Source organism: Bacillus sp. ISL-78 (assembly GCF_018613455.1).
Taxonomy (GTDB): Bacteria; Bacillota; Bacilli; order Bacillales; family DSM-1321; genus Peribacillus; species Peribacillus frigoritolerans.
The window spans coordinates 186,420-210,818 of the sequence record NZ_JAGGQC010000003.1; the positions used below are offsets into that span (position 1 = coordinate 186,420).

Here is a 24,399-nt window from a genome sequence, read left to right on the forward strand (position 1 = left end):
AAGTAATGAGAGGCTTGCTTCCTGATATACACTTATATGAATGCCTGGTTTATGGAAAATTGTTTCATAATTCATTTTTTTATGTATCGCACCAATCGATTAAATCCATCAATTCATGTAAGAGGGGTTCCCAAATCAAAGACGGTTTCTTGTCTGTTTCCTATACAGAATAAATGGCAAGGTGTAAGAACATACTATCACAAACGAACTGTCGGGAGTTTTGTAAGGGAGAAATCTTCATGTCGGAATCTGTTGAAATCATCTTTCGAACCTTTACCTCTTTTATTTTATTATGGGTATTTGTCCAACTTCTCGGTAAACAGACAATTGCCCAGAAGACCTATCACCTTTATATCGCTTCCATTACGATGGGGACAATCGCAGGAAATCTAGCATTCAATATTAAAATTAAATTCCTGTATTTCATCATTTCCATCATTATTATGGGTACCGTCGTTTTCATGCTCAATCTTCTAGCGGTTCGAAATCCGCGTTTCGGGAAATGGATTGCTGGAGAACCTGCTACTTTAATTCAAAAAGGAAGAATTCTCGAAGAGTCAATGGAAAGGATGGGGTATTCACTGGATTCTCTTAAACAGGCTTTGCGGGGAAAAGATATTTTCAACATAGATGAAGTTGAATGTGCCATTTTAGAGATCAATGGTTCACTCTCTGTATTAAAAAAAGAACAATACCAAAATGCCTCCAAGCAGGATTTACCAATACTGCCCCCAGAAGGTTCTGTACCGATTGAACTGGTCTATGACGGAAAAATCTTATATGATAACCTAACCAAACACACCTACAATGAAGAATGGTTGATGGCTGAACTCAAAAAAAGGAACCTTGTTGTTTTTGATATCTCGTATGCTGTCGTAGGGACAAAAGGAAATTTGTATATTGATTTGATCAAGGATTAATCAAGGGAATGATCTTTATCATAATCACTATTAAAATAAAATCGGGTACGGATAAAAAAAGTGGTTTTTCCAGAAGGAAAAACCACTTTTTCACCGTACTATGAATTTAACCCTTTTCAATCACGTTTATCAATTCCCTTAAATAATCCGGCAGATCCGGCGGACGCCTGCTCGATACAAGGTTTCCATCTACGACGACGGGCTCATCTATCCAAGTTGCCCCCGCGTTTTCCATATCATCTTTAATGCCAGGTGTACTCGTTACATTCTTCCCCTGTAAAATTTTCGCGGATATCAACACCCAACCAGCGTGACAAATTTGCCCGATGGGTTTTTTATTTTCTTCCATGCTTTGGAGGAGCGATAACACTTCAGGGAACCGGCGAATTTTGTCAGGTGCCCAACCGCCCGGTACAAGAATGGCATCATATTCTTCAGCTTCGATGCTGCCATACTCATAATCAGATATGGCAGGTACACCATATTTTCCAATGTATGTTTCATTCGCCTTTTCTCCGGCGAGATGAACAATCGCCCCTTCTTCTTTTAAACGTAAAATCGGATACCAGAGTTCTAAATCTTCAAAATCATGGTGCACAAGACTGATTATTTTCTTTCCGGCTAATCTCATGAAAATCCCTCCTTATTTAGTACTTTTTGCTTTACCATTCTTCCCTATTACTTCCCTTTTTCTACTGCCTGTACACTTTTCATGCATGAACACATGCATCAATTTCCGGTCTAAAAATCAACCTTTACCAAGTATAACCCAGCTGCCTCCGCCATACGGCCCGTTTGGATTCTTTCTTTTGACTCTAAAATACTTGGTATATTTTGAGAATCTATTTCACCCAACCCAACTTCTATCAACGTCCCGACAATCTTTCTAACCATATTATAAAGAAATCCATTGCCTCGCACTGTAATTTCGATGAAACCGGCATTTTCTTCTATATCAATGGCATATATTTCACGTACCATGGATTTTTTCTTGGATTTTGCATTTGAAAAAGAAGTGAAATCATGTTCACCTATAAAATATTGACAACCCTTTTTCATTCTTGTGATATCCAGCTTTTTCTCTACATGCATACTGTATTTTCGCATGAAAGGATTTGTATATGGCTCGTTCCAGATCTTATACAAATACGTTTTATCCTTAGCATTATAACGGGCATGAAAACGTTCAGGAACTAGCGTAACATCGACAATGCTGATATCTCTTGGTAAATATCTATTCAAATAACTCATGACTTCAACTTCAGTCAGATTTTCACCGATCTTAAAATTGGCGATTTGAGCAAAGGCATGTACACCGGCATCCGTTCTGCTGCATCCGATGATCTCGATTTTTTCCCCTGCCATTTCCGTTAATACATTTTCTATTTTCCCTTGGATCGTATCATCACTATTACCAAGTCGCTGCCAGCCTTTATAGCGCCCGCCATCATATTGAATGGTCAATTTATAATTGTTCATTGCTTCCTCCTTATTTCATCTAAACAGAAAAATTCTTGATAAAATACAAGCCCCCATACAACTCCTGCTGTATGAGGGAACAGATGGTCTTCTTAGAAAAACTTTTATATCGTTAAGGTTTTGTACCATATTTCGTTCGGGAGCACCCCATCGCTTACAAAGACCTTGAATTATGTAAAGGTGACAGCATCATATCTATCATTCGATAGTCAATCCTAGCTGAAATGCACTTCTGCATAGTGTACCAAAGTGGCTAGCGTCATGCAACGAACGATTCACCTTCACATGCAGTTTTTCGAACCCTCGACCCCTTCCCAGTTAAAACTATCTTATTGTTTTCCTCTAGTTCTTTATTATTCCGGATATACTGACACCTAAGGGATTATCATCCTTTTTCACAATAAAATTATCCTCTGATACTTTCCGATTCTTTGCAATCCGCCCCCAATCAGATCATATATTGCTGGTGACTGTACCGTTTAAGACCATATTTCATTCACTTCATTTATTTGATGCTGGTCGCAGACACTTTTTAGTTAAAGATGTAGTGGTCTTTACCTATCTTCATCAGTTCTTTTGCTGGGACAAATTTCCGTAGTCTTCTGAATCATCAACAGCTTCTTATCCAAAATCATGTTCATTACTTCCATCTAGTATTTCTGCGATAGGTGCTCTCTAACTTAAGCTCCAGAAAATTATTCCTAAAAGGAACAGAAGAAATACGATATAATAAAGATATTAGCAAGATGATAAATCCAGAAGAAGCTCAGATAGACATAGTGTCACTGGTCATCTGTTTTCCCATTGATTCTAGGAGGTACATTTTGAAAGATTCTAAATCGAATAAAGGATGGGTGGGTTTGGGGGCAATCGGGTTATTTTTCCTAGGGAAAATGAAATGGTTGTTTGCGCTATTGAAAATAGCGAAAGTAGGTTCCCTGATTTCTATTTTCGTTTCATTAGGAGCATATGCCTTGGTTTACGGGTGGAAATTTGCCGTAGCCCTAGTCTATCTAATTTATATCCATGAAATGGGACATTTACTTGCTGCAAAGAGAAAAGGCATCAAAACATCCAATGCCATTTTCATCCCTTTTGTCGGTGCGTTAATTGCTCTTAAGGAAGAACCAAAGAATGCTAGGCAAGAAGCTTATCTTGCCTTCGGAGGTCCATTATTAGGCACATTAGCATTTCTACCAGCCATCCCCCTATTTATGATGACGGAAAATCCATTTTGGCTTTTAGTTACTACACTTGGAGCCATGATTACCCTATTTAATCTAATGCCTGTGCATCCTCTTGATGGAGGACGTATAGTGGGAGTCATCTCCACAAAGCTTTGGGTATTGGGGATTATCGGAATGGTTGTATATTTGTTTCTCCATCCAAATCCATTTTTAATTCTTTTCTTATTATTGGGTATTTCTAAGTGGTGGAAAGAATTCCGCAGCGAAACAACCAGAAATCAAAGAGACATCATCATTGATTTGAATCAATTTGGATTAAGGCAACTAGAACAATATGCAGCTACAACAGATGAAGAAAAAATCCGCCTGGTTAATATTTGGAATATGGAATTTAGCCAACTACATGAAAAGTTTAACAACATGAGGAGTTGGCATATCCCGTTATTTGATGATAATAAGCTAAAAGAAAAACAGCTGACCGAGGTAAAATTAAATATTTATAGGTCCTTAATGGATGCTGCTAATTCGAATGAATATCAGAACGGACCGACCGACTTTGAAAATATAGGCACATATGAACGAATAGCAGCAACCTTCTTTAAAGAAGTGCAAGAACAAACTGAAATTAGGGATAAAGAGAAATCCTATTACTCATCGAGTCTCAAAACAAAAGTCATCTGGTTCTCATTATACATCGGGCTTGCCATTTTCTTAATGATAACAAGCTTATATGCAGGTGATTTAATGGAACAATATAAAACTTTATTACCGTAATACATTATGAAAGGGGACCTCATTTATGAGGTCCCCTCAGACTGTAGACAAACTCGATGAAAATCGAGTTTGTCTATTTTTATGGCTTGTACAATTTGGACGTTGATTGGAACGTAGGGCACTCGCTTTCCGCGGGCGGTCGGGGAGCCTCCTCGGCTTTCGCCTGCGGGGTCTCCCCTAGACGCGCATTTCCCGCAGGAGTCTCGAACACCCGCTCCAATCAACTTTGTCTTACCTTTTAGATAGAACCTTTTGCCTGGAGTCATTTTTGTTTTAAAATAGAAGTATTAAAACTTGAGGTGATGAGGATGCTTTCTAAACATGATTCTATTCAGCGAGATCAACTTGAAATGATTACTTTAGATCAACTGGTGCCGGCGAACCATTTGGTTCATAAAATTGAGGCTTCCATTGACTTCATTTCATTTACGACTTGGTGAATCCCCCCTTAATTAATGTTCCAAAAAAGACCTCGTTTGGATTATTTATAATTAAGTAAATACCCCTGCAAGTAACCTTCTAATAATTTATGATTCTGGTGTTAATTAGGCAAAAAAAGTACCTAAAACACGTATAATCTATCGACTTCATCCTGTAAACCTAATTTCATCATTTCATTAATGACCAATTCTTTTAACTCTATCTCATCTGAAATTAAGTATGTAAATTGAGCATCTCTGATGAAAGCTAGTTTACTTTCTGTAGTTGCCGAATTAAAAAAAGATTTCACTTTTTCCAAGTTAATCTTCATATCTTTTTCAAGTTTGTATAGGATATGGTTGCTCGTAACGCTTTCTACAGGTATTATGCCTAACCCATCAAGAGTAGGTAAAATGGTTTGTTGCTCTCTTTCTGTCCTTACTTTTCTTTCCACATAATGATAGACATCTTCTATTCGTTCGCTATCGAATGTGGCTATTATCTTTTCCACTACATAGTTTGCCTTCTCTTCAAATTCCTCATCTTCAGGTTCTACTTGTTTTAGTTCTTTAAGCAAACGAATATACTGACCCTCTTCTTCCAGGATATTAAAGTTAGAAATAGTTAAGGCATCTTTCATTGTACAAACCAAGTTAAGAAACTCCCTTATATTCCTTGCTACAATCTTTATATGTGAATCAAAATCCATTGGACTAATACATACAACAAAAGCATTCTCTAAATCAGATACTGTTCCGAAGTCAGTTAGTAATCCGAAATGTATTCCATTAACTCCTGTACTAGCAAATGTAATGACATCATAAGGAGTATTTTCATAAGGGGAGAAGTCAAATTCTAAATAAAGGGATAATTCACTTAAGGAGTAGCCTTCTTTTTCAATACCCTTCTCTAATTTATGGAGCTTTTCAATTGTTGGTGGCATTTTCAAATACTTTCCGAGATAACTCACTATTTTTCTCCTTTAATATTGTGCCTTATTAGGTAATTTAAGATTAACTTGTGTGTTAAATTATTACAATATTAAACCATCTTAAGTATCGTCGACCCCAATTCGGCTGATTTCATCAACAAATAATTTCACTTGGTGCAGCTGATTATATCAAACACGAATAGACATAGACTGATTTAACAAGTTCACTGAATCGATCAAAAAAGGAAGCCAAATGGATTGCATTTAATGAATGCATGTTGAAGGGACTATCTCTTCGTAAAACAGCCGAAACACCGAATCGATGATGGTCTTATTTTTAACCTCCATCGTTAGCATATAACAAAAGGCTTTACTCAAAGTTCCTTGAAATATTAATTATCCCAAATAATTGTCTGTACTACGTTGTACTCCTTCTCTATCCGCCACCACTTGAGTAAATAATACAAAATGAACTATATTTTTCAAAAACAAAAAAAGACCCAAATCCTTGTTAGATAAAGGATTTGAGCCTTTGTTAGTTGATGACCTGTGAGGGATTCGAACCCACGACCCCTTCCCTGTCAAGGAAGTGCTCTCCCACTGAGCTAACAAGTCGTATGTAAATCAAGCTCTATAGAGCTTGGTTTACAACTTACTTAGTTGCTGACTTCTTTTCTGAACAAGATTTATTATATAGTGGTATTCAAAATAAAACAAGTAGTTTTGCTAAAAAAGTTTTTTTCCGTAAAGTGTTAATCCCTGAAAGTTGGATCTGACCCCAAAAATTTCTCAGAATAGAATCCAAGGCTCCTAATCATACGTTTACTCAACTTTTATTAACAAATTTGATATCCAGGTGCTCAACTAAGATTATAGCAAAAAAGACCTTTATATTGGAGAAGGGAATCTAGCAGCCTGAAAGTTAGTTAAAGATGCTTCTGCTAAAATTTCTCCGTTTGCATCTGCGCTAAATAATACTTGTACCCGATCTCCTGCTTGTAACTGAAGGATTGTAGTAACCAATAGTCCAATAGGTCTTGATTTCTCCAAGAAGTCATTAACAATATCTAAATTATCTCCGTTCACGTTAATGGAAATGGATGCGACATTTCCTTCTTTTGAAGAATTCCTTTTTTTGTCTTTTGAAGGATGATGTTTTCTGCAATAATCACAGTTGCAACTATTTTTACTGCAATAATCACATTTGCAATTATCTTTTTTGTTTTTTGAGGAATCATTGCTTTTACTTTTTGACGGACAAAACGAAACTTTTGCTGTTATCTCATAAATTCCATCCTTAGCTGGAATAAATGTTGATATGTGCGGATTATATTCATCCGCTAAATCAAACTGTTCAGTTTGGAATAAAACTTTTACAGAGGGAGTTAACGCTGGTTCGTAAAGTTGTGGTGTATTCTTATTAGCCCTGAATGCAGATGCTCTTACTAGTTTAGGTTTCTTATTGTCACAGTGACAGTCATTAGGTTTCTTATGGCACAAATGACAGTCATCATCTTTCATTTGCTTACAAATACAGTCACTGTGTTTTTTATGACAACAGTGACAATCATCCGGTTTCTTTTGATGACAAATACAGTCATTGTGTTTCTTATGACAGCAGTGACAATCATCCGGTTTCTTTTGATGACAAATACAGTCACTGTGTTTTTTATGACAGCAGTGACAATCATCCGGTTTCTTTTGGTGGCAAATACAGTCATTGTGTTTCTTATGGCAGCTATGACAATCATCCGGTTTCTTTTGATGACAAATACAGTCATTGTGTTTCTTATGGCAGCTATGACAATCATCCGGTTTCTTTTGGTGGCAAATACAGACATTGTGTTTCTTATGGCAGCTATGACAATCATCCGGTTTCTTTTGGTGACAAATACAGTCATTGTGTTTCTTATGGCAGCTATGACAATCATCCGGTTTCATTTGCGCACATTTCTTATTAAGATATGTGGTGTCTATAAAGGAATTACAATGTGAAATGGAATAATGATTTTTAATTATAATCACCTTTTTCTTTTTTTATTTTCGGGTTATTTTATTCATTAAAAGAAAAGATGTTTGTACATATGTTACAAATTTGAAAATAAATCTAACTCAAACAGCAAAAATCTACTGGATTATATATCTTATTAAGAAGGTTGGTCGTTAACAATAAGGAAGGGATTTTTGTGGATATAATCGGGGAAACAGATTCTTTTTTCTCAATCTGAAAATGAGGTGAGGTATAATTGCATTCGGTTTTGATTGATGAAGAGCCTAGCTACTGCGATTCAAAGAGACCTGTTAGAAGAAAGGTCAGAAATTGAGTACATAAATTGTTGTTAAAAGTCTACATATTATATTAAAAAAGTTATAATTTCATCTTATTCCATTTTCCCCACAATAAAACAGAACTAACGTTCCCTTTCCACTTGCATATAAAACGTTTGTTCGCATATAATGTTAGCAAGCAAGTCAGCAAAGGAGTGACTGGGAATGAAATATATACTTCGTAAACATATGGAAGAAAATGCTCCATTAGAAATAATTTATCTCTCCGAACAAGGTAAGATTACGCAACGGAAAATCCAGGTGCTTGAAATTTATCCAGGGCATATTCACGCATTCTGTTTTCTAAGGCAGACAAAACGGACATTTAAAGTAGCCAACATCCTTTCTGCCCGCCTCATTAAGGCCAGGTTTTACAGGTCTGGCTGAAGATTGCTTTTCAAGGTTCAACCTATTAACTCTTCTTCTTCCTGGATGTCCTTTTCCTGTTCAGTTAACGATTCTTCTTCATCTCTCAGACGATGTGCTAACCTTGAGGCGGCACTCGCGGCAATGCTTGCAACGATATCATCCAGGAAGGTATGCACGATTCCTTCTTGCTTCTTATCAAGTTCGTGTATGACGCCTATTTTATTTTTATCCAAATGGCCAAAGGTCGTTACAGCAATGCTTCCGTAACCGAGTACTGCACCAAAGGCAATCGTTTCATCCACTCCGAATAGCCCTTCATCTGATTCAACAATCGATTGCAGGGGTTCTGATAGCTTTTTTTGCTCTGCCAGTTTATCCAGCTCCACACCGACTAAAATGGCATGTTGAATTTCCCTTTTCAACAGGACACGCTCAACGCTGTGGATGCATTCCTCCAGCTTAAGATCAGCTTTGTACGGGAACTGCAATTCATATACGATTTTTGCAATTGCCTCCACACTGACACCTCGCTCCAATAATGTTCGTTTAGCCGCCTTTGTTACTTCCCTGCTGTGCACGTGTACATCTGCCATTTTATTCGCCACCTTTTTTTGTATTATTTTTCTATATCCTTGTATTATAGCACCTTATAATTTAAATTTTTAGAAAATATAACGAAAATTTTATATTCCAAATTCTTGTCGCGGGAAAAAGTTGCAAGGCTATGCTAAAATAATCAAGTAAGTTGTTTTTCATTATTAATTATCATTGAGGTGCGGGAGAATGAGTTTACGCAAAGGCACAATTAAAGAGTACATGTTTAAAAGCGAAGCTTTAGCAGAAGAATTGGAATTGCTTGTCTACTTGCCTGCTAATTATTCGCCATTGTATAAATATTCGCTTGTGATTGCTCAGGATGGCCGTGATTATTTTCAAATGGGCCGAATCGGTCGGGTAGCAGATGAACTGTTAGGGAACGATGAGATCGAGAATATCATCATTGTCGGCATTCCTTATAAAGACCGCTTTGACCGCTGGCGCAAATATCATCCCGACGGGGAACAGCACATTGCATACATACGTTTTCTTGCCCATGAACTAGTTCCGTTTTTAGATGATGAATTCCCAACCTATCAAATGGGACATGGTCGAACTTTGATTGGTGACTCTCTTGGCGGTACAGTTTCTTTATTGGCCGCTTTGCAGTATCCGCATACATTCGGGAAATGCATCATGCAGTCCCCGCTTGCCAATGAAGCAGTAATGGATGCTGTACGTAATTTTGAGGATCCGCATCTCCTCGAACTTTACCATGTAATCGGGACTGGTGAAACGGATGTACCGACGACGGATGGCAATAAGGCAAACTTCATTGAACCAAATAGGGAATTGCATAAATTAATAAACCAAAAAGGATTTCCTTGCTTCTATGAAGAATTTGAAGGTAATCATACCTGGAAATACTGGCAGGCAGATTTGAAACGAGCACTATTGGAAATGTTCTAATTACTCGAAGTCATCTGTTTGGGATGGTTTCAAGAAATGAACATGTCCAACTATAATACAACAATAAAAAATATCAGGAGGTTTTATTTATGAAATATGGTGTTGCAATTTTCCCTTCAAAAAAGCTTCAAGATTTAGCTAACTCCTATCGCAAACGGTATGATACGAAATATGCTTTCATTCCACCGCATCTAACGCTTAAACCAACGTTTGAAGCGACGGATATGGAAATTTCAACAATCGCGGAACAATTAAAAGTCATTGCTCAAAAGTGCAGGCCTTTTACGATGAGCGTAACCAAAACGAAGTCTTTCCAACCCGTAAGCAATACGATTTATTTCAAAGTAGAATTATCCGAAGGGCTTCAAGAGCTGCATGATGCACTTAACAATGAGGATTTCATAAAAAGTGAAAGTGAACATGCATTTGTCCCGCATATTACGATCGCTCAAGATTTATCCGATAATGAGCATTCTGATGTTTTAGGTCAATTAAGCATGCTTGACATCAGCCATGAAGAAGAAGTGAAACGAGTTCACTTGCTGTATCAACTTGAAGACGGGGCATGGACCGTTTATGAAACATTTAGATTGGGAGCTGAATGATTTCGTGTTTGTAAAAATCGCAGAGAACAGCCAAGAGCTTGAAAACGCATATATGATTCGAAGAAAAGTGTTTGTCCAAGAACAAAACGTCCCTCTTGAAGAAGAGATCGATGAATATGAAAAAGAGTCCACACATTTCATTTTATATGATGAGCAGCATCAGCCAATCGGTGCCGGCCGCTTCAGGGTCATTGACAACATCGGTAAAGTACAGCGCATTTGTGTACTGTCATCGGGCCGTAAGAATGGTGCCGGCGCCATGATCATGAATGCTATTGAGGAATACGCAATCCAGCAGGAAGTGCCACAATTGAAGCTTGATTCCCAAGTGCATGCCATTCCTTTTTATTCAAAATTAGGGTATGAGATCGTTTCCGACGAATTCATGGATGCTGGCATTCCTCATAAAACGATGAAGAAAACCATTTTATGATATAAAAAAGCTGTCCTATCAGTCTTCTGATTGGACAGCTTTTTTTGTTCGTTCATGGACTTAAATTATCATTTTATGAAAAAAACCATTTCCGTTCAATGGCAATCTCATCAAAAATACATAGTCTATATATAGAAAGCAAGAAGGAGGGAAAATTTTATGGGTAACAATGATTTTAACCTGGATGAGTCTCAAAAAAGACTGATGGAACTCCTGGTTTCGAGGACTTTGAGAAAGCATGGTTTCAAAAAGGAAAAGGTCGATCTAACTGAAAAAGAGAGAAACAACCTTAAAGAAACCGTTCGTTATTTACAAGAGCAATCACTAAAAATCATAAACCAAGAAAAGAACATCACGGAACATGATGTTAATCCAGTTACCAATTCCATTCACAACAAATTCACGGATTCCAAAGATAAATGACGCACCATATCACCTAATCACCTTACTTGCTGGCGAGAAATAAGTAAACCGAGACATAGCAGCACTTACATTTCATTCCTAAAGCTCCAGCTTCTTTATTATTCATCCCCCACACACTAATACTTTCTCTAAGTATTTAAAAAATAGACGAATGAACTGATTTATTCGTCCAACCCGATTAACCATCAAAGCATATTTTAATAGGGAATAAAACCTAAGGAGGAAAAAACAACATGAACCAAAATGTATATCGTAGCAATTGTAACACACATGATGACTCTGAAAGGTCATGGTCGGCTCTAGATTCCGCTTCCAGACATCCCCTTTCAGGATTCTGTAACGACGATGACACAAAGATTGACCAAGATGCAAGACAGGATAATAATCAAGTTCAGCTTTCTGAAGAACTTATTTACATTAAAGATTCTTGTAATGTAAATATCACTTCAACGGATGTTAAAGCGGCCCTCTCACTACAAGCTGCTCTACAAGCTGCAATTGCGGTTATCGTAAGCATTTCCGTTGCAGATGCTGATAATGCTGATAAGATCACTCAACAATTAATCCAATCTTCCAATGTTAAACAAATCACGCGCCAAAAAACAATTGTTGAAAACAGCCGTGATATCGACATTACAACAACTGATGCACAAATCGCTCTAAACATCCAACTTTTATTGCAACTATTGTTAGCCCTAATCGTAGAAATAGACATTCTTTAATAAGTCAGCACAAAAAGGACACTTCACGTGTCCTCTTTTGTCTTTCTGGAGGAACTAGACAATTTCGTTGATGAACCTGCCTTTTCCTGTCGTTCCAGCCGTTATATCTTTCCTGACGCTCCTGCCCATTTCATGTTGATATGTGCCTGCTCCATATGCACTTACCCGAAGAAGTTGTTGTAATCCTTCAAGGCTTTCCCTTTCCAACACCTGATCAAAACGGATGGGTTGAATGGGTGCCGCTCCTTTAACAATTCTAACTTTCCCTGCAGCTTCGACCGTCCGGTTGGCATATTGAATATAATCAAATTGTGTGACAGGTGCTATATATCCCATAGTAACCCCTCCTTATATTGAAATAGTTATGTTGTCATTTAATTACCATGCTAGAACAACATTTAAACATGATTTCCACATTCTTTTTTCCTAATCTTCTGGTATGATGAGTATTGCCGATATTTTTAATAGATTAGAGGTATCCATTTATATGAATCAAGCAAAATCTGGCAATGAAATCGTACATTTACATACCGTTTCAGCTGGTGAGCTGCAGACACTTTTTGAAAAAGGAAAACGTGATCAGCTTTCTTGTATCATTTGTCATAAACCAGTGAAATTATTTATTGGAATCCATGAGACACCTTATTTTTATCATAGCGACCCATCACAGGGACCCTGTGAAATGCCAATTTCAGAATCCATAAATGAAGATAAGCCCTTAGAATATATGGAACAGAATGGATTTAGGATTCCAACATCACGAACCATTACTGAAACGAAAACCATTACCGAACCTTTCCTTAAAAGCCGCCCCATAACCGGCAATCCGAAATTTTCAGATAAACCATATGACATGGCACAATCAGAGGAACCATACTTTCAAGAATTATCCTCTTCAGGGGTTGTTCTGGATGCAGAGCAACTCAAAGCGGTAATGACGATCGATGGACCCATCCTTGTCCTATCAGGAGCAGGCAGCGGGAAAACCCGCGTATTGACGGTACGCACTGCCTATATGCTCACAGTGAAAAAGATTGATCCCAAAAGTATCATGCTTGTAACATTTACGGCGAAATCCGCAAAGGAAATGCAGAAGCGTCTGCTCGGCTATCCCAATATGACTCCCTCCCTTGTTTCTCAAATCGTTAGCGGGACCTTTCATAGCATCTTTTATAAAATCCTGATTTTCCACGAACCGGCCAAATGGCAGCGCGATTTCCTATTGAAGTGGGAGTGGGAAAAAGAAAAGGTATTGAAACAGGCTGGCAGGGAATTGGAACTTGATGATAAGGAATTTGCATATGATCAGGCCCTTCAACAAATCGGGCTTTGGAAAAACTCTTTGGCCTTTCCAGAAGATATTCACCCTAAGGACGATTGGGAGAAATCGTGTTTATTTTTATATAAGAAATATGAAGACTATAAACAGCAAACAGGGAAGTATGATTTTGATGATATGCTTGTAGGCTGTTATGTATTTTTAAAAAATAATCCGGAATTTTTAAAGAAATATCAGCAAAGGTTTAACTATTTCTTGGTCGATGAGTTTCAGGATATTAATAAAGTTCAATATGAATTGATAAAACTCCTTTCTGCTGAATCAAAAAATGTATGTGCGGTTGGAGATGATGACCAATCCATCTATTCATTCCGTGGAAGCGATCCGAAGTATATTTTGAATTTCAATCATGACTTCCCTCGATCCCAAGTGTTGAAGCTGACGGAGAATTACCGCTCTTCCCATGAAATTGTCGCTACAGCTAACCGCTTGATCAAGCGGAACCAGAACCGGATGGAGAAAAAGATGAGGGCACAGCATGATTCAGGAAATCCACCTGTTTTATTTTATCCTTATGATGAAGAATTGGAAGCGACGATGATCGTATCCGATATCCAAGAGAAAATATCCAAGGGGGCAAACCCTGGGGACTTTGCAGTATTGTACAGGACACACACGATGTCCAGGGCCATTTTTGAACGGCTTGCCGCTTCCAATCTGCCATTCGTCATTGAAAAGGATGCGGATTCGTTCTATCAGCGCAAGGTCATTCGCGGCATGCTTGCCTTTATGCGCTTGAGTTTGTTCCCGCATGACAGCAAGGCAGCATCTGAAGTCCTTTCCTCCCTATTCTTAAAGCAAAGTATATTACAAGAGTTAAAAGCAATGACAATATTGCAGGATTGTGACTTCATCGATGCATTTGCTTTTGTTAAGACTGGACATGCTTTTCAAGAACGAAAATTAAAGACGATTCCTGGACAGATTCGGTCTTTAAAAATTATGTCGCCACAGGTAGCGTTAGAGATCATCGAGAAAGACTTAGGATACCAGGAATATGTAAAAAAACGCGGTAATGATGCGAACCTGGAAAAAGGATCCGATGACATCCGTGACTTAAAAGTGGCGGCAAATCGTTTTCCAACCGTCGCCGCTTTCATTGAACATGTCGATCATATGACTGCTATGGTCCAAGAGATTAAACAGTTATCGAAACACTTTAAGGACGCCATACAGCTTACCACCATACATCGTTCCAAAGGGCTTGAATATCAAACCGTATATGTCCTTGCTGCTGTCGATGGCAGCATTCCTCATGATTTCGCACTTGAATCTTACCGAAAAGGGGAACTATCCCCTCTTGAAGAGGAAAGACGCTTGCTCTATGTAGCGGCAACCAGGGCTAAAAAGGATCTTTACCTTTCCATCCTGCAAACTAGACGCGGACGGACTGCCCATCCATCACGTTTTCTGAAGCTTTGACCAAAATCCGATACTATAAATCTTGCAAATGGACTTTTTTAGTTTACAAAACTGCAGGCAAACTCGCTTTTTTTCAAGTTTGTCTGCAGTCTGAAGGCCTGCATGATAGCAGGCCCTTTTTCATTTTTTATTTATCATATTGGATATCGTCCCGAAATCAAGTTTATTCCCTTCAGCTACGATGGAATGGACGATTTTATCTTCCGTTTCCTTATTGACCGGTTTATTCGCTATTTTTGAAACACGCTTAATGACGTTTCTAACCGTTGTTTCATCTTTGAAGTTGGCTCCTTGCAGCGAGTTTGCCAATTCTAATACATCTTTCATATTTACGCCGGTTTTACCTTCTATGTTTTTAAAAAAGTTATTATCCATACTTAAGCCCCTCCCTTTTCTGTACCTATCCTATGGCATTATCAGAAAAAAGTGCTAGGCCCATACAAAAAAAATAAAAGGAATAGGCTTCTTCTGCCTATTCCTTTTACGCCTAGCAGAAAGAAGCCCCTACAATGATCAATAGGATGAACAATACGACAATTATCGCGAAAGTAGAACCGCCGCCGTATCCTCCGCCATATCCGCCGCCGTATCCATAACCGCCGCCGCCACAACAACCGTAGCCACCAAAACCAAACATACAATATCACCTCGCTCTCGCTAAAGCTTACTGATAACATATGTAGGTCTGGACAAATATGTATAGGCCATGTCCCATTCCAAGGCTGCCTATTTCACTAATTTTATCCTTTTGGCCTGAAAACCAATGCTCCGATGAATCCAAAAACGATTGCTGCCGAGATACCGGAACTCGTAATTTCAAACATGCCTGTCAGTACGCCAACGAGCCCATGTTTTTCCGATTCCATCATCGCCCCGTTCACCAGCGAGTTCCCAAACGAAACGATCGGTATGGTTGCTCCTGCACCGGCAAAGTCAACCAGCGGCTCATATAAATCAAATCCGCCAAGAACGGCTCCTATTACAACGAATAAGCTTAACGTATGTGCTGGGGTCAGCTTAGCAACATCGAAAAGTAGCTGGCCTACTACACAAATCAAGCCACCGATGACAAAGGCCCAAAAAAACATTGCTAACATCGAAATCCCTCCTTTTTCATGAATTCATCCCATACTCAATGGACACTGCATGGGCGATGCACGGAATCGTATCTTTTTGCTGGACGGAAAGCGGCGACAATAACGCTCCTGTTGCGACAAGCAGGATTTTTTTATATTTACCGGAAATCATTTCATTTAATATATGACCGTATAAAACGACTGCCGAACATCCCGCACCGCTCCCGCCAGCCAAAACAGGCTGGTCCTTTTTAAAAATCATCAATCCGCAATCCTTGAATTTTTCCTGATTAATATTACAGCCCTTTTGTTTCAATAAGTCATGGGCTGTCTCCCTCCCAATTTGACCTAAATCCCCAGTAATGATGAAATCATAATCATCCGGGGTCAAACCAGTATCTTTGAAATGAGCAAGTATCGTATCGACTGCGGCCGGGGCCATTGCTCCCCCCATGTTGAAAGGATCTTTCAATCCCATGTCAACGACCTTACCAATAGTGGCCGAGACAAGCTGTGGATATTCCCCTTGCTTGCTTCCATTAGGAGCAACCAGCGCCACCCCTGCTCCTGTTATCGTCCATTGAGCTGTAGGTGGCTTTTGCCCGCCATATTCAGTGGGATAGCGAAATTGTTTTTCAACAGCTGCATTGTGGCTCGATGCACCTGTCAACACATAGTTAGCCCCGCCATAATTAGTGATGAAAGCAGCTAGAGCAAGCCCTTCCATCGATGTGGAACAGGCTCCAAACAAGCCGAAATATGGAATTCCATTGGTTCTGGCCGCAAAGCTTGTCGGTGTAACCTGATTGATTAAATCACCAGCCAAGAAAAACTGTACCTGCTCCTTGTCAATCTCCCCTTTCTCCAAAGCAAGCTCTACCGCTTTCTCCATCAAATGGCGATGAGCCTTCTCATATGAATCCTGCTCCATCCATAAATCGTCGTATAGAATATCGAAATCACCCGCGATTTCTCCATTAGCTTCAAATGGCCCTCCTGTTACCCCTGTTTCCAAGATGACCGGTTTATTGGTGAACATCCATGTTTGTTTTCCCTTTAACACCGCTTAGCCCCCAATCATTAGGTAAATCGTTTTTATTAACGCCACGACAAAGGCTGAGAATACTCCGAATAAAATAACCGATCCGGCCAATTTAAACATATTGGATCCAACTCCAAGTACAAAACCTTCCGTCCGATGTTCGATTGCTGCAGAAATGACTGCATTGCCGAACCCAGTGACAGGGACGGCACTCCCTGCCCCAGCAAACTGGCCAATGCGGTCGTAAAATCCGAAACCGGTCATCAAAAGGGCCAGAAACACCATGGTAGCCGTTGTCGGACCTCCAGCTGTCTGCTCCGTAAAGTTGAAAAAATAAATATAGAAATAGGAAATGGCTTGTCCCACTATACAGAAAATGCCACCTACTAAAAAGGCTTTCAAACAATTCTTCACTATTGGTCTTTTAATTTCATGCTTCCCTTGAAGCTCTTGATACGCATCCTGTATTGGGGTCGTTTTATCCTTGCCGCTCATGTGTTGAACCTCTCTTCTAAATTAATTCTTTTTGAAGTTCTTCAATTTCCTTGAACTTCTTCCTTGCCTTTTTCTCGGGAACATCCTTTTCCTTGAGTAACTCGTTCAACCTTACTGATTCCAAAAAGATTTTATAATCGCTTGAAACAATAAAATCATTCTCTGGAAACTTTTCTTCCAGATTTTCAGTCACAGTCTTTTCAATTTTCTTCATATGAAAACGTTGTAAGTGCTTAACTTTATAAGCGACGATAATCTTTTTCCCGTTTTTCACGACGATCACGTCATAGATTGTGTCTTCATTAGCAACTGTTTCCTTTACCTTTGAGATCAGTCCCTTTTCATCCTTCTCATCCATTCCATTAATGATATCCATCGGTTCAGGATTCGTACGTTTAATCATCGCGAAATTCTCCGTTTTTCCATCATTCTGATTGCTGCACGCCGTAAGCACACATAAAACAACTATAAAAATCAGCCAGCTTCCCTTAAAATATCTTCCTTGTCTGAACATAGAATCACATCCTAATTTATCGTTCTATTGTTATTTTCTTGTTTAACGGTTTTTTTATGAATGGTAGGATTAGGAAATAAAAAAACCCTTCCAAAATGGAAAGGTTTTTTCACTCAATAGCCTTTATTTTTATTGTTATTATTACAGCCACAATCTTTCTTGATTTTGATTGGCTGATCTTTTTTTATCGGTTTTGCATATGCCCATGGATTATTCTGTTTTTGATTCAATTCATGACTCCTCCTTTAAGATCTATATCATAATATATGAATGATAAGACAAGTTGTTTCCAATCAAATGTCCATAATTTTGCTGATTATAACCTCAATTATCGCTCCTACTGCTGCAACGGCAAGGATTAATATCAGTACGTCACCTATAAACCAATGTTGGATATAAAGGAAAACCAGAAAAAGGCTGACCCAGACACCCACACACCAAAAACAACTTAGCAATTGACCAATCCACCCCAGCAGACCCTTTTCTTTGGGCATTAAAAATATTTCCACAATTCCTTCTTCATTTTTTTCCTCTATCTCTTTAAAAAAGGGGCTGCGCAGCGGCTCCATGATTTTATCGAAAACGATCAAGCGTGTCAGCCTGAAGGAAGCCAAGCCTAATATGATAAATAAGGTAAATTCACTTTGTGGGGGAAACATTTAATATTGCTCCTTCACTTGGATTCTTCAATTATTTTGGCATCGATGATATCTGGCAGACCCACGAAACGGATATGGTTCCCTCTTTTAATTTTCACTGATTCCCCTCTCATGCCCAACACATGAAACCGAAGCTTTTCTCCGTTAATTACAGCCTCACATAATGGTTTTGGAAAACCTTGATGATTGGATAGGCGGGAAATGATGTCACGGGATGATTCTTTCTTCTCCACCTTTTTCCTTTTTCTCTTAACTGGCTTTTCATTTTCCTGTTCTACTTGTTCAGGATGCTCCATTTTTTCAACCGGAGCTTGCTCAGGGACATATTCTTCCGTGATTTTCCTTAATCCCGTAATCTCTTTTTCAATTTCCATCATGGCATCATAAACACCAAATTCGCGTTTGACCTGTTCGATTTTTTCTTCTTTATGCTCGCCTTCTTCCTGAAGTTCCGGCTCAGCGCTGTCTTGTGGTTTAGCCTTTTTCGTTCGAAAATCACTTTGCATATTTCCACGCAGATCTGATATTTTTGCTTGATCGACATATATAAGTGGTTTGGATTCCTTATCGCCATTTTTCCCTGACATGAAAACCCTCCTTAATATTTCAGAATATCCACGGACTGCAGCTGTTCCAATTGGTATTGGACAACTTTTTTCCCGAATTTATGCCTTATGAACAAACTGGATTCTTTTTTTTGTTCCAATTTCCCGAATAGTGTACGGTCATTGATGATGAACTTACAAACAGGCTTAGGTGCAAAGGCTGGAAGTCGGGACAATAGCTCCACCAATTCCTCGGCGGTATATGAAGTGCTGATATTTTTTCCATGTAAATTGATATGTCTCTTCAGCTTATTTTGTATAGTTTGTTTTCCATCAGCACAAGGCACACCAACTTTTTCCACGTCCATGATACCCCTCCTTCTTTTTCTCGAATAGGGTTGAAAGCAGCTTTATGCCGATTCTCGCAAACAATGAATATCCGCTCTATGTATCATTTATATGAAACTCACCCTTCTTTATGCTGGTGATGTGACACTCCTTCAAAAAAGGACATCAACCAAGCTTGGATATGTTGGACATTTATGGAGAAAACTAATAAATAATGGCTGTTAAAGGAGGAGCTCCGAAGATGAAAAAAAGCGGAAAAATTTCAACTTTACAACTATCTTTAATCGTGATCACGGCTGTCGGTTTAAAAAATCATGTCACGATCCTTCCTCATTTACTGCCAAGTGCAAAACGGGATGGGTGGATTTCCGTACTGCTTGCTCTAGGATTGATATTGATTTGGTGTTTACTTTTGTTTTACATTCACAAAGCTACCGGTCAGACCAACATATTTGTATGGGTGGAAACGAACATAGGAAAGGCATCAGGCAAAGTTTTATCCATTGCCACGAGTATCTTTTTCGCTTCATTAGCTGCAGTGTCCTTGAAAGAGATGATTATGTGGACAAAGGTATCCTACTTACCTATAACCCCACCAATTTTCGAAATAATCCTTTTTACGGGATTATGTTTTTTCCTTGCTTCCACTAACATTCAAACGATTGTTATCACGAACACATTCGTACTGACTGCGGTTATCGTTTTTGGAATATTTGTGGCGTTCGCAAATATTCAATTTAAGGATTTTTCACTATTAAAGCCCATTATGGAAAATGGTTGGTCCCCTGTTGTTTCCGGGATGATTTATCCTTTGTCCGGGCTCATTGAGTTGATTGTCATTCTATTCATGCAGCAGAAAGTCCATGGCCAATTAAAATTCAAGGTGTTTACATTAAATGCCATTATCCTCACCTGGCTAATCCTTGGACCCCTAATTGGTTCCATTACGGAGTTCGGTCCCCTGGAGGCTTCCAGACAAAAGTATCCGGCTTTTGAACAATGGGGACTGGTGACTTTAGGCAGATTCATTGAGCATCTTGATTTCCTCTCGATTTACCAATGGTTAACCGGAGCCTTCATAAGAGTATCGTTTTTCTTATTCTTATCACTGGAAGTGCTATCCATAAAAAAAAAGCGAAGCAAAACGATTTTGCTACTTGCCTATTCAATTTTACTTATCGTCGCCAATACTTACAGCTTCAGTGACGTAATTTTATATCACATTATCGGAGCATTTGTCATGCCGATTACGTTCTGGTTCTTTTTAGCGGTTTCCATCCTTTTAAGTATTTTTGTTTTCTCCAGCAATCGTAGAAAAAGGAGGCCCCCATCCGATGTTCAAGAAAACCAAAAAGCAACTGTCCAAGCCGAAAAGTAAAAAGGATTACATAGAAAAGCTTGAAATAAAAGAAGAATCCGATTTAAGAAAGATTTTCCAAAATTCAGGAGATGTTTTTTTTCAAAGCAGTCTATATCGCAATGAGTTTCCACTTAAAGTCACATTAATAGGATGTGAAGGACTTATCGATACCGAACTGTTAAATAATCTTGTTTTTGAAAGATTAACATTATTTTTTCAAAGGTACCCAAAAGGGAAATTGACCATTGAGGAGTTAAAGGACTCCCTTTACCTTCCTCAACTCGCCGAAGTTAACACAAAAGAAGAATTATTTGCAGACATCTACTCTGGGAAGTTAATCCTTCTCATTGAGGGATTCGAATATTTATTATCCGCTAATATTTCTAAGCGTCCCCAACGCAACCCTGAGGAAACATCTGCCGAAGTCACGATTAAAGGCCCTAGAGATAATTTCATAGAAGATTTATCCATTAACGTCGCTTTAATCCGTAAGCGAATGCGAACAAACTCCTTGAGTGTTAAATATTTCGAGGTGGGCAAGCGAACTTTGACTAAAGTCGCAGTTTTGTATATGGAGGACATTTCCAATCCCGATATGGTACAGGAAATATCTCGAAAAATAGAAGCGATCGATGTGGATGGGATATATGGCGGTAATCAATTTATGGAATTGATTGAAGAAAAGCCTTCGATACTTTTCCCTAGGCATGACTATTCGGGAAAGCCGGATTTTGCCGTACAATGCCTGTTAAAAGGAAGGCTCTTAATTTTAATTGATGGTGTTGCCTACACAATGATTACACCAATCAACCTCTTCATTGTCTTAAAAACATCCGAAGATAATGAATATACGTCCATTTATGCTTCATTTGAAAGGGCCCTTCGATTATTCGGTATTTTCATTGCGGCTTTATTCCTGGTTTTTGGGTCGCATTAACAACCTTTCATCAAGACCAGTTACCGCTGATATTGCTGGCAACGGTAGTGGAGTCCAGAAGGGGCCTGCCACTTCCAACCGCACTGGAGGCAATTACCATGGTGATCGTCTTTGAAATCTTCAAAGAAGCAGGGATGCGTCTCCCCACTTCGATTGGATCTACTTTAAGTGTATTGGGAGCCTTGATCATAGGGGATGCCGCCATCCGGTCCGGTTTAACCAGTCCGGCCATGCTTGTTGTCATTGCCGGCTCGGCTGTTGCCACTTTCACTCTCGTCAATCAATCGATCATTGGCGTCATCAGCTTAATAAGACTCGTGGCCATTATATCCGCTTCATTTTTGGGACTTTTCGCATTTATGCTACTAGCTCTATTTTTATGTGCATATGTAAGTAATATCCGGATATTAGGAGTTCCTTATATGGAAGTTTCCGCTAATTTGAGTATGTCCAACATAGTCAAAACACTTTTTCGCATTCCTCCCTCATCTGATAAAAGACGACCATCCATCTTTTCTTCAAAAGATCCTACGAAGAAAGGTGAGGAAGGACATAAATGAAAATGAAATGCGCTTTCACTCTTTTATTAAGTGTTTTCGTTCTAGCTGGCTGTTGGGATTCCAATGAACCTGAACGCCTTGTGTATGCAAATGGTTTAGGTATCGATTATAAAAACGGAAAGGTCCTTGTTCACCTTCAAATAATTAATATGAAAGGGTTAGCCAAATCGGAATCGGGCGGTGACCCTAGTTCACTTAACGCAGCTGATGTTGGAACAGCTACTGGAAACACGTTGGAGGAAGCATTATTCAATTTATATCATACTTCCGATCGGCGTATTTATTGGGGACACCTCTCATTTGTGATTTTTTCTGAAAAAGCGCTTAATGTGGGCGGGCTAAAAAATACGGTTGATTTTTTGGACCGTTACCGTGAAACACGTTATCGGATATTCTTTTTCATGACTAAAGATTCAATAAAAGACGCCATGCTCATTTCTCCCATTGAAAATATCTCCATGGCATTTTCAAAGTTGAGTGATCCGGATGATAACTATCATCAAAGTTCTTTCATCCCGCCCATTAATCTAAGAGAAATTATCATTCAACTGGATGAACCTGCTTATCAGGTATCCATACCAGAATTAAAATTAACAGAGCAATGGACCGGTCAGGATAAAAAGAAAAAGTCATTATTAATGGAAAGTGTTACTATCATTTCCGATAATAAAATAAAAGAATATCTGCCGAATAATGTCATGAACGGAGGGCGTTTAGTCAATAAAGATTTCGTTCGTGATAGCATTACCCTTTTCCCCGGAACAAAAAAGGATACATCTGTCGTCCTTTACGATAAAAGGACAGAAATCACTCCTATCATCGGGAAAAACAGCAAAGTCAGATTTGATGTGGACTTGAAAATAAGGGCAAGTGTGGAATTGATGAAAAATGATATAACGCGTAAACAATATGAATCAGAAATAAAACGCTCAATCAGGAAAGAAATAAAAAAGACATATCAATATACGCAAAAAAGGGATATCGATCTCTTCAAGCTCTCTAAAATAATCTATCGGAATGAAAATGATACTTGGAAAAGAATCGAGAATGAAGGAATGATCCCCTTGGAAGATGATACGCTCAGATCAATTCGAGTCGAGGTAGAACTTCAAGATACTGGTAAACAAAAATTATCTCCTATCTTTGAAGGACAGAAAGACAAAGGAATGGAAAATCAATAACGAAGGGGACCGATATCGGCCCCCTTCTTTTACTGTCATCCGATTATATGGTAACCAGAATCCACATGGATATTTTCCCCGGTGATCCCGCGGGACATGTCACTTAATAAAAATACTGCCGTATCCCCTACTTCTTCTGGAGTTGTTGTGCGACGAAGCGGTGCTTCTTCTTCAATCTTCTTTAAAATGGTATTGAAGTCGCGAACACCTTTTGCGGATAGGGTACGGATAGGTCCCGCTGAAATAGCATTAACTCGAATGTTATCTTTGCCAAGGTCACTTGACAGGTAACGGACATTGGCTTCAAGTGAGGCCTTGGCCACTCCCATTACATTATAATTAGGCATGACCCGTTCACCGCCAAGATAAGTCATTGTGACGATGCTGCCACCTTCCGGCATGATTTCCTTCGCCGCTTTAGCTACAGCCGTTAAAGAAAATGAACTAATATTATGGGCAAGCAAGAACCCTTCACGGCTCGTGTTGACGAACTCACCGTCAAGTTCTTCCTTGTTAGCGAACGCGACACTGTGTACCACTCCATGAATGATACCTGTTTCTTCCTTAATCGTCGCAAAACATTTTTCAATGCTTTCATCCTTCGTTACATCACATTGTAAAATGATGGAGGGCTCCCCTTCCAATGTGGAAGATAGTTCCCTAACGCTTTTTTCCGTACGGTCTTTTCCGTAAGTGAAAACCATCTTTGCACCTGCTTTATGTAAGGAACGGGCAACTCCCCATGCAATACTTCTTTTATTCGCAACACCCATTATGACAAACGTTTTTCCCTCTAATGAAAAAGTCATCGTATGTGACCTCCT

At 39.0% G+C, this 24,399-nt stretch carries 29 protein-coding genes, 1 tRNA gene and 1 pseudogene; 13 read left to right on the forward strand and 18 right to left on the reverse strand.

The features are described 5' to 3' along the window. Positions 1-239: 239 nt before the first annotated feature. A complete protein-coding gene (locus J7I96_RS03350; RefSeq protein WP_214769115.1) occupies positions 240-920 on the forward strand; it encodes a DUF421 domain-containing protein in 681 nt (226 codons plus the stop codon). A 106-nt stretch (positions 921-1,026) separates the two neighbouring features. On the opposite strand, the gene J7I96_RS03355 is transcribed toward J7I96_RS03350, so the two are convergent. Both J7I96_RS03355 and truA read right to left on the reverse strand, forming a co-directional pair. After that, positions 1,027-1,551 (reverse strand): type 1 glutamine amidotransferase domain-containing protein, encoded by a 525-nt coding sequence (locus tag J7I96_RS03355; protein WP_214926450.1) that lies wholly within the window; start codon positions 1,549-1,551, stop codon positions 1,027-1,029. A 110-nt stretch (positions 1,552-1,661) separates the two neighbouring features. Further along, positions 1,662-2,399 (reverse strand): tRNA pseudouridine(38-40) synthase TruA, encoded by a 738-nt coding sequence (gene truA / locus J7I96_RS03360; protein ID WP_214926448.1) that lies wholly within the window; start codon positions 2,397-2,399, stop codon positions 1,662-1,664. An 824-nt stretch (positions 2,400-3,223) separates the two neighbouring features. On the opposite strand from truA, the gene J7I96_RS03365 reads away from it, so the two are divergent. Together J7I96_RS03365 and J7I96_RS28330 are read left to right on the forward strand one after the other, a co-directional pair. Beyond that, on the forward strand, positions 3,224-4,360 hold the full coding sequence (locus J7I96_RS03365; RefSeq protein WP_214926437.1) for a site-2 protease family protein: 1,137 nt from the start codon (positions 3,224-3,226) through the stop codon (positions 4,358-4,360). Positions 4,361-4,668: 308 nt separating this feature from the next. Beyond that, a complete protein-coding gene (locus J7I96_RS28330; protein ID WP_285292090.1) occupies positions 4,669-4,800 on the forward strand; it encodes a hypothetical protein in 132 nt (43 codons plus the stop codon). Between the two features lie 122 nt (positions 4,801-4,922). Here the strand turns inward: J7I96_RS28330 and J7I96_RS03370 are convergent, their stop codons facing one another. The 4 genes from J7I96_RS03370 to J7I96_RS03385 form a co-directional block, all read right to left on the reverse strand. Then, entirely contained in the window at positions 4,923-5,750 is an 828-nt protein-coding gene (locus J7I96_RS03370) for a hypothetical protein (protein ID WP_214925605.1), read from the reverse strand. A gap of 504 nt (positions 5,751-6,254) precedes the next feature. After that, positions 6,255-6,326, reverse strand: a tRNA-Val gene (locus J7I96_RS03375). Between the two features lie 273 nt (positions 6,327-6,599). Continuing rightward, positions 6,600-7,232 carry a hypothetical protein gene (locus J7I96_RS03380; RefSeq protein WP_214925602.1) on the reverse strand — a complete coding sequence of 211 codons (633 nt, stop codon included), beginning with the start codon at positions 7,230-7,232 and terminating at the stop codon, positions 6,600-6,602. Further along, entirely contained in the window at positions 7,229-7,612 is a 384-nt protein-coding gene (locus tag J7I96_RS03385) for a hypothetical protein (protein ID WP_214925600.1), read from the reverse strand. The genes J7I96_RS03380 and J7I96_RS03385 overlap by 4 nt, the downstream gene beginning before the upstream one ends. A gap of 592 nt (positions 7,613-8,204) precedes the next feature. Between J7I96_RS03385 and J7I96_RS03390 the strand changes: the two genes are divergently transcribed. After that, positions 8,205-8,426 (forward strand): hypothetical protein, encoded by a 222-nt coding sequence (locus J7I96_RS03390; RefSeq protein WP_034314444.1) that lies wholly within the window; start codon positions 8,205-8,207, stop codon positions 8,424-8,426. 17 nt (positions 8,427-8,443) lie between these two features. On the opposite strand, the gene J7I96_RS03395 is transcribed toward J7I96_RS03390, so the two are convergent. Continuing rightward, a complete protein-coding gene (locus tag J7I96_RS03395) occupies positions 8,444-9,001 on the reverse strand; it encodes a phosphatidylglycerophosphatase A family protein (RefSeq protein WP_034314446.1) in 558 nt (185 codons plus the stop codon). A gap of 190 nt (positions 9,002-9,191) precedes the next feature. Between J7I96_RS03395 and J7I96_RS03400 the strand changes: the two genes are divergently transcribed. The 5 genes from J7I96_RS03400 to J7I96_RS03420 all read left to right on the forward strand — a co-directional run bounded on the left by J7I96_RS03400 (position 9,192) and on the right by J7I96_RS03420 (position 12,097). Then, positions 9,192-9,914: an alpha/beta hydrolase gene (locus tag J7I96_RS03400; protein WP_214769146.1), complete on the forward strand. Its 723-nt coding sequence runs from the start codon at positions 9,192-9,194 to the stop codon at positions 9,912-9,914. An 89-nt stretch (positions 9,915-10,003) separates the two neighbouring features. Continuing rightward, positions 10,004-10,519 carry a YjcG family protein gene (locus tag J7I96_RS03405; RefSeq protein ID WP_048686587.1) on the forward strand — a complete coding sequence of 172 codons (516 nt, stop codon included), beginning with the start codon at positions 10,004-10,006 and terminating at the stop codon, positions 10,517-10,519. Continuing rightward, the gene (locus J7I96_RS03410; RefSeq protein WP_251029085.1) at positions 10,491-10,952 is read left to right on the forward strand and encodes a GNAT family N-acetyltransferase; all 462 of its coding nucleotides are present in this window, start codon (positions 10,491-10,493) and stop codon (positions 10,950-10,952) included. The genes J7I96_RS03405 and J7I96_RS03410 overlap by 29 nt, the downstream gene beginning before the upstream one ends. A gap of 159 nt (positions 10,953-11,111) precedes the next feature. After that, positions 11,112-11,375, forward strand: a complete 264-nt coding sequence (locus J7I96_RS03415; protein WP_048686585.1) for a hypothetical protein — start codon at positions 11,112-11,114, stop codon at positions 11,373-11,375. Between the two features lie 233 nt (positions 11,376-11,608). Then, positions 11,609-12,097 (forward strand): spore coat protein, encoded by a 489-nt coding sequence (locus J7I96_RS03420; protein ID WP_063577043.1) that lies wholly within the window; start codon positions 11,609-11,611, stop codon positions 12,095-12,097. Between the two features lie 54 nt (positions 12,098-12,151). On the opposite strand, the gene J7I96_RS03425 is transcribed toward J7I96_RS03420, so the two are convergent. Then, positions 12,152-12,433: a hypothetical protein gene (locus J7I96_RS03425; RefSeq protein WP_214925599.1), complete on the reverse strand. Its 282-nt coding sequence runs from the start codon at positions 12,431-12,433 to the stop codon at positions 12,152-12,154. Between the two features lie 151 nt (positions 12,434-12,584). Here J7I96_RS03425 and J7I96_RS03430 point away from each other — a divergent pair, with 151 nt between their 5' ends. Further along, positions 12,585-14,858, forward strand: a complete 2,274-nt coding sequence (locus J7I96_RS03430) for an ATP-dependent helicase (RefSeq protein WP_214925596.1) — start codon at positions 12,585-12,587, stop codon at positions 14,856-14,858. A 120-nt stretch (positions 14,859-14,978) separates the two neighbouring features. On the opposite strand, the gene spoVIF is transcribed toward J7I96_RS03430, so the two are convergent. From spoVIF to J7I96_RS03475, 9 genes are all read right to left on the reverse strand, one after another. Further along, a complete protein-coding gene (spoVIF, locus tag J7I96_RS03435; RefSeq protein ID WP_034314458.1) occupies positions 14,979-15,233 on the reverse strand; it encodes a sporulation-specific transcription regulator SpoVIF in 255 nt (84 codons plus the stop codon). A 112-nt stretch (positions 15,234-15,345) separates the two neighbouring features. Then, a complete protein-coding gene (locus tag J7I96_RS03440; RefSeq protein ID WP_082609450.1) occupies positions 15,346-15,495 on the reverse strand; it encodes a YjcZ family sporulation protein in 150 nt (49 codons plus the stop codon). A 103-nt stretch (positions 15,496-15,598) separates the two neighbouring features. After that, positions 15,599-15,955 carry a stage V sporulation protein AE gene (gene spoVAE / locus J7I96_RS03445; protein WP_063577046.1) on the reverse strand — a complete coding sequence of 119 codons (357 nt, stop codon included), beginning with the start codon at positions 15,953-15,955 and terminating at the stop codon, positions 15,599-15,601. Positions 15,956-15,971: 16 nt separating this feature from the next. After that, complete coding sequence (spoVAD, locus tag J7I96_RS03450; protein WP_214925593.1) at positions 15,972-16,997, reverse strand: stage V sporulation protein AD; 1,026 nt, start codon at positions 16,995-16,997, stop codon at positions 15,972-15,974. Between the two features lie 3 nt (positions 16,998-17,000). Next, positions 17,001-17,471, reverse strand: coding sequence for a stage V sporulation protein AC (gene spoVAC, locus J7I96_RS03455; RefSeq protein ID WP_214769155.1), 471 nt, complete (start codon positions 17,469-17,471; stop codon positions 17,001-17,003). A gap of 16 nt (positions 17,472-17,487) precedes the next feature. Next, positions 17,488-17,985: a YhcN/YlaJ family sporulation lipoprotein gene (locus J7I96_RS03460; protein ID WP_057278901.1), complete on the reverse strand. Its 498-nt coding sequence runs from the start codon at positions 17,983-17,985 to the stop codon at positions 17,488-17,490. Between the two features lie 293 nt (positions 17,986-18,278). Then, positions 18,279-18,644: a DUF1360 domain-containing protein gene (locus tag J7I96_RS03465; protein WP_034314467.1), complete on the reverse strand. Its 366-nt coding sequence runs from the start codon at positions 18,642-18,644 to the stop codon at positions 18,279-18,281. 14 nt (positions 18,645-18,658) lie between these two features. After that, positions 18,659-19,231, reverse strand: a complete 573-nt coding sequence (locus J7I96_RS03470) for a spore coat CotO family protein (protein ID WP_214769158.1) — start codon at positions 19,229-19,231, stop codon at positions 18,659-18,661. 11 nt (positions 19,232-19,242) lie between these two features. Continuing rightward, a complete protein-coding gene (locus J7I96_RS03475; protein WP_214769161.1) occupies positions 19,243-19,557 on the reverse strand; it encodes a hypothetical protein in 315 nt (104 codons plus the stop codon). Positions 19,558-19,778: 221 nt separating this feature from the next. Here J7I96_RS03475 and J7I96_RS03480 point away from each other — a divergent pair, with 221 nt between their 5' ends. The 3 genes and pseudogenes from J7I96_RS03480 to J7I96_RS03490 all read left to right on the forward strand — a co-directional run bounded on the left by J7I96_RS03480 (position 19,779) and on the right by J7I96_RS03490 (position 23,575). Then, a complete protein-coding gene (locus J7I96_RS03480) occupies positions 19,779-20,915 on the forward strand; it encodes a GerAB/ArcD/ProY family transporter (protein WP_214769164.1) in 1,137 nt (378 codons plus the stop codon). Then, a pseudogene (locus J7I96_RS03485) lies at positions 20,872-22,394 on the forward strand (spore germination protein). Before J7I96_RS03480 ends, J7I96_RS03485 begins: the two are co-directional and overlap by 44 nt. Then, positions 22,391-23,575, forward strand: coding sequence for a Ger(x)C family spore germination protein (locus J7I96_RS03490; protein WP_214769168.1), 1,185 nt, complete (start codon positions 22,391-22,393; stop codon positions 23,573-23,575). Before J7I96_RS03485 ends, J7I96_RS03490 begins: the two are co-directional and overlap by 4 nt. A gap of 35 nt (positions 23,576-23,610) precedes the next feature. Here the strand turns inward: J7I96_RS03490 and fabI are convergent, their stop codons facing one another. Continuing rightward, entirely contained in the window at positions 23,611-24,384 is a 774-nt protein-coding gene (gene fabI / locus J7I96_RS03495; protein ID WP_214769171.1) for an enoyl-ACP reductase FabI, read from the reverse strand. Positions 24,385-24,399 lie beyond the last annotated feature (15 nt).

Excerpts from the sequence above, each read along its gene's own strand:
- J7I96_RS03480 (WP_214769164.1), top strand. The coding sequence starts at position 19,779 with ATGAAAAAAAGCGGAAAAATTTCAACTTTACAACTATCTTTAATCGTG.
- J7I96_RS03395 (WP_034314446.1), bottom strand. The coding sequence starts at position 9,001 with ATGGCAGATGTACACGTGCACAGCAGGGAAGTAACAAAGGCGGCTAAA.
- J7I96_RS03470 (WP_214769158.1), bottom strand. The coding sequence starts at position 19,231 with ATGTCAGGGAAAAATGGCGATAAGGAATCCAAACCACTTATATATGTC.
- J7I96_RS03465 (WP_034314467.1), bottom strand. The coding sequence starts at position 18,644 with ATGTTTCCCCCACAAAGTGAATTTACCTTATTTATCATATTAGGCTTG.
- J7I96_RS03405 (WP_048686587.1), top strand. The coding sequence starts at position 10,004 with ATGAAATATGGTGTTGCAATTTTCCCTTCAAAAAAGCTTCAAGATTTA.
- spoVIF (WP_034314458.1), bottom strand. The coding sequence starts at position 15,233 with ATGGATAATAACTTTTTTAAAAACATAGAAGGTAAAACCGGCGTAAAT.
- J7I96_RS03390 (WP_034314444.1), top strand. The coding sequence starts at position 8,205 with ATGAAATATATACTTCGTAAACATATGGAAGAAAATGCTCCATTAGAA.
- J7I96_RS03490 (WP_214769168.1), top strand. The coding sequence starts at position 22,391 with ATGAAAATGAAATGCGCTTTCACTCTTTTATTAAGTGTTTTCGTTCTA.
- J7I96_RS03415 (WP_048686585.1), top strand. The coding sequence starts at position 11,112 with ATGGGTAACAATGATTTTAACCTGGATGAGTCTCAAAAAAGACTGATG.
- truA (WP_214926448.1), bottom strand. The coding sequence starts at position 2,399 with ATGAACAATTATAAATTGACCATTCAATATGATGGCGGGCGCTATAAA.
- J7I96_RS03425 (WP_214925599.1), bottom strand. The coding sequence starts at position 12,433 with ATGGGATATATAGCACCTGTCACACAATTTGATTATATTCAATATGCC.
- J7I96_RS03350 (WP_214769115.1), top strand. The coding sequence starts at position 240 with ATGTCGGAATCTGTTGAAATCATCTTTCGAACCTTTACCTCTTTTATT.
- J7I96_RS03380 (WP_214925602.1), bottom strand. The coding sequence starts at position 7,232 with ATGAAAGATGATGACTGTCATTTGTGCCATAAGAAACCTAATGACTGT.
- J7I96_RS03430 (WP_214925596.1), top strand. The coding sequence starts at position 12,585 with ATGAATCAAGCAAAATCTGGCAATGAAATCGTACATTTACATACCGTT.
- spoVAC (WP_214769155.1), bottom strand. The coding sequence starts at position 17,471 with ATGAGCGGCAAGGATAAAACGACCCCAATACAGGATGCGTATCAAGAG.
- J7I96_RS03400 (WP_214769146.1), top strand. The coding sequence starts at position 9,192 with ATGAGTTTACGCAAAGGCACAATTAAAGAGTACATGTTTAAAAGCGAA.
- J7I96_RS28330 (WP_285292090.1), top strand. The coding sequence starts at position 4,669 with ATGCTTTCTAAACATGATTCTATTCAGCGAGATCAACTTGAAATGATT.
- J7I96_RS03440 (WP_082609450.1), bottom strand. The coding sequence starts at position 15,495 with ATGTTTGGTTTTGGTGGCTACGGTTGTTGTGGCGGCGGCGGTTATGGA.
- J7I96_RS03355 (WP_214926450.1), bottom strand. The coding sequence starts at position 1,551 with ATGAGATTAGCCGGAAAGAAAATAATCAGTCTTGTGCACCATGATTTT.
- spoVAE (WP_063577046.1), bottom strand. The coding sequence starts at position 15,955 with ATGTTAGCAATGTTTTTTTGGGCCTTTGTCATCGGTGGCTTGATTTGT.
- fabI (WP_214769171.1), bottom strand. The coding sequence starts at position 24,384 with ATGACTTTTTCATTAGAGGGAAAAACGTTTGTCATAATGGGTGTTGCG.
- J7I96_RS03385 (WP_214925600.1), bottom strand. The coding sequence starts at position 7,612 with ATGACTGTATTTGTCACCAAAAGAAACCGGATGATTGTCATAGCTGCC.
- J7I96_RS03410 (WP_251029085.1), top strand. The coding sequence starts at position 10,491 with ATGAAACATTTAGATTGGGAGCTGAATGATTTCGTGTTTGTAAAAATC.
- J7I96_RS03475 (WP_214769161.1), bottom strand. The coding sequence starts at position 19,557 with ATGGACGTGGAAAAAGTTGGTGTGCCTTGTGCTGATGGAAAACAAACT.
- J7I96_RS03420 (WP_063577043.1), top strand. The coding sequence starts at position 11,609 with ATGAACCAAAATGTATATCGTAGCAATTGTAACACACATGATGACTCT.
- J7I96_RS03460 (WP_057278901.1), bottom strand. The coding sequence starts at position 17,985 with ATGTTCAGACAAGGAAGATATTTTAAGGGAAGCTGGCTGATTTTTATA.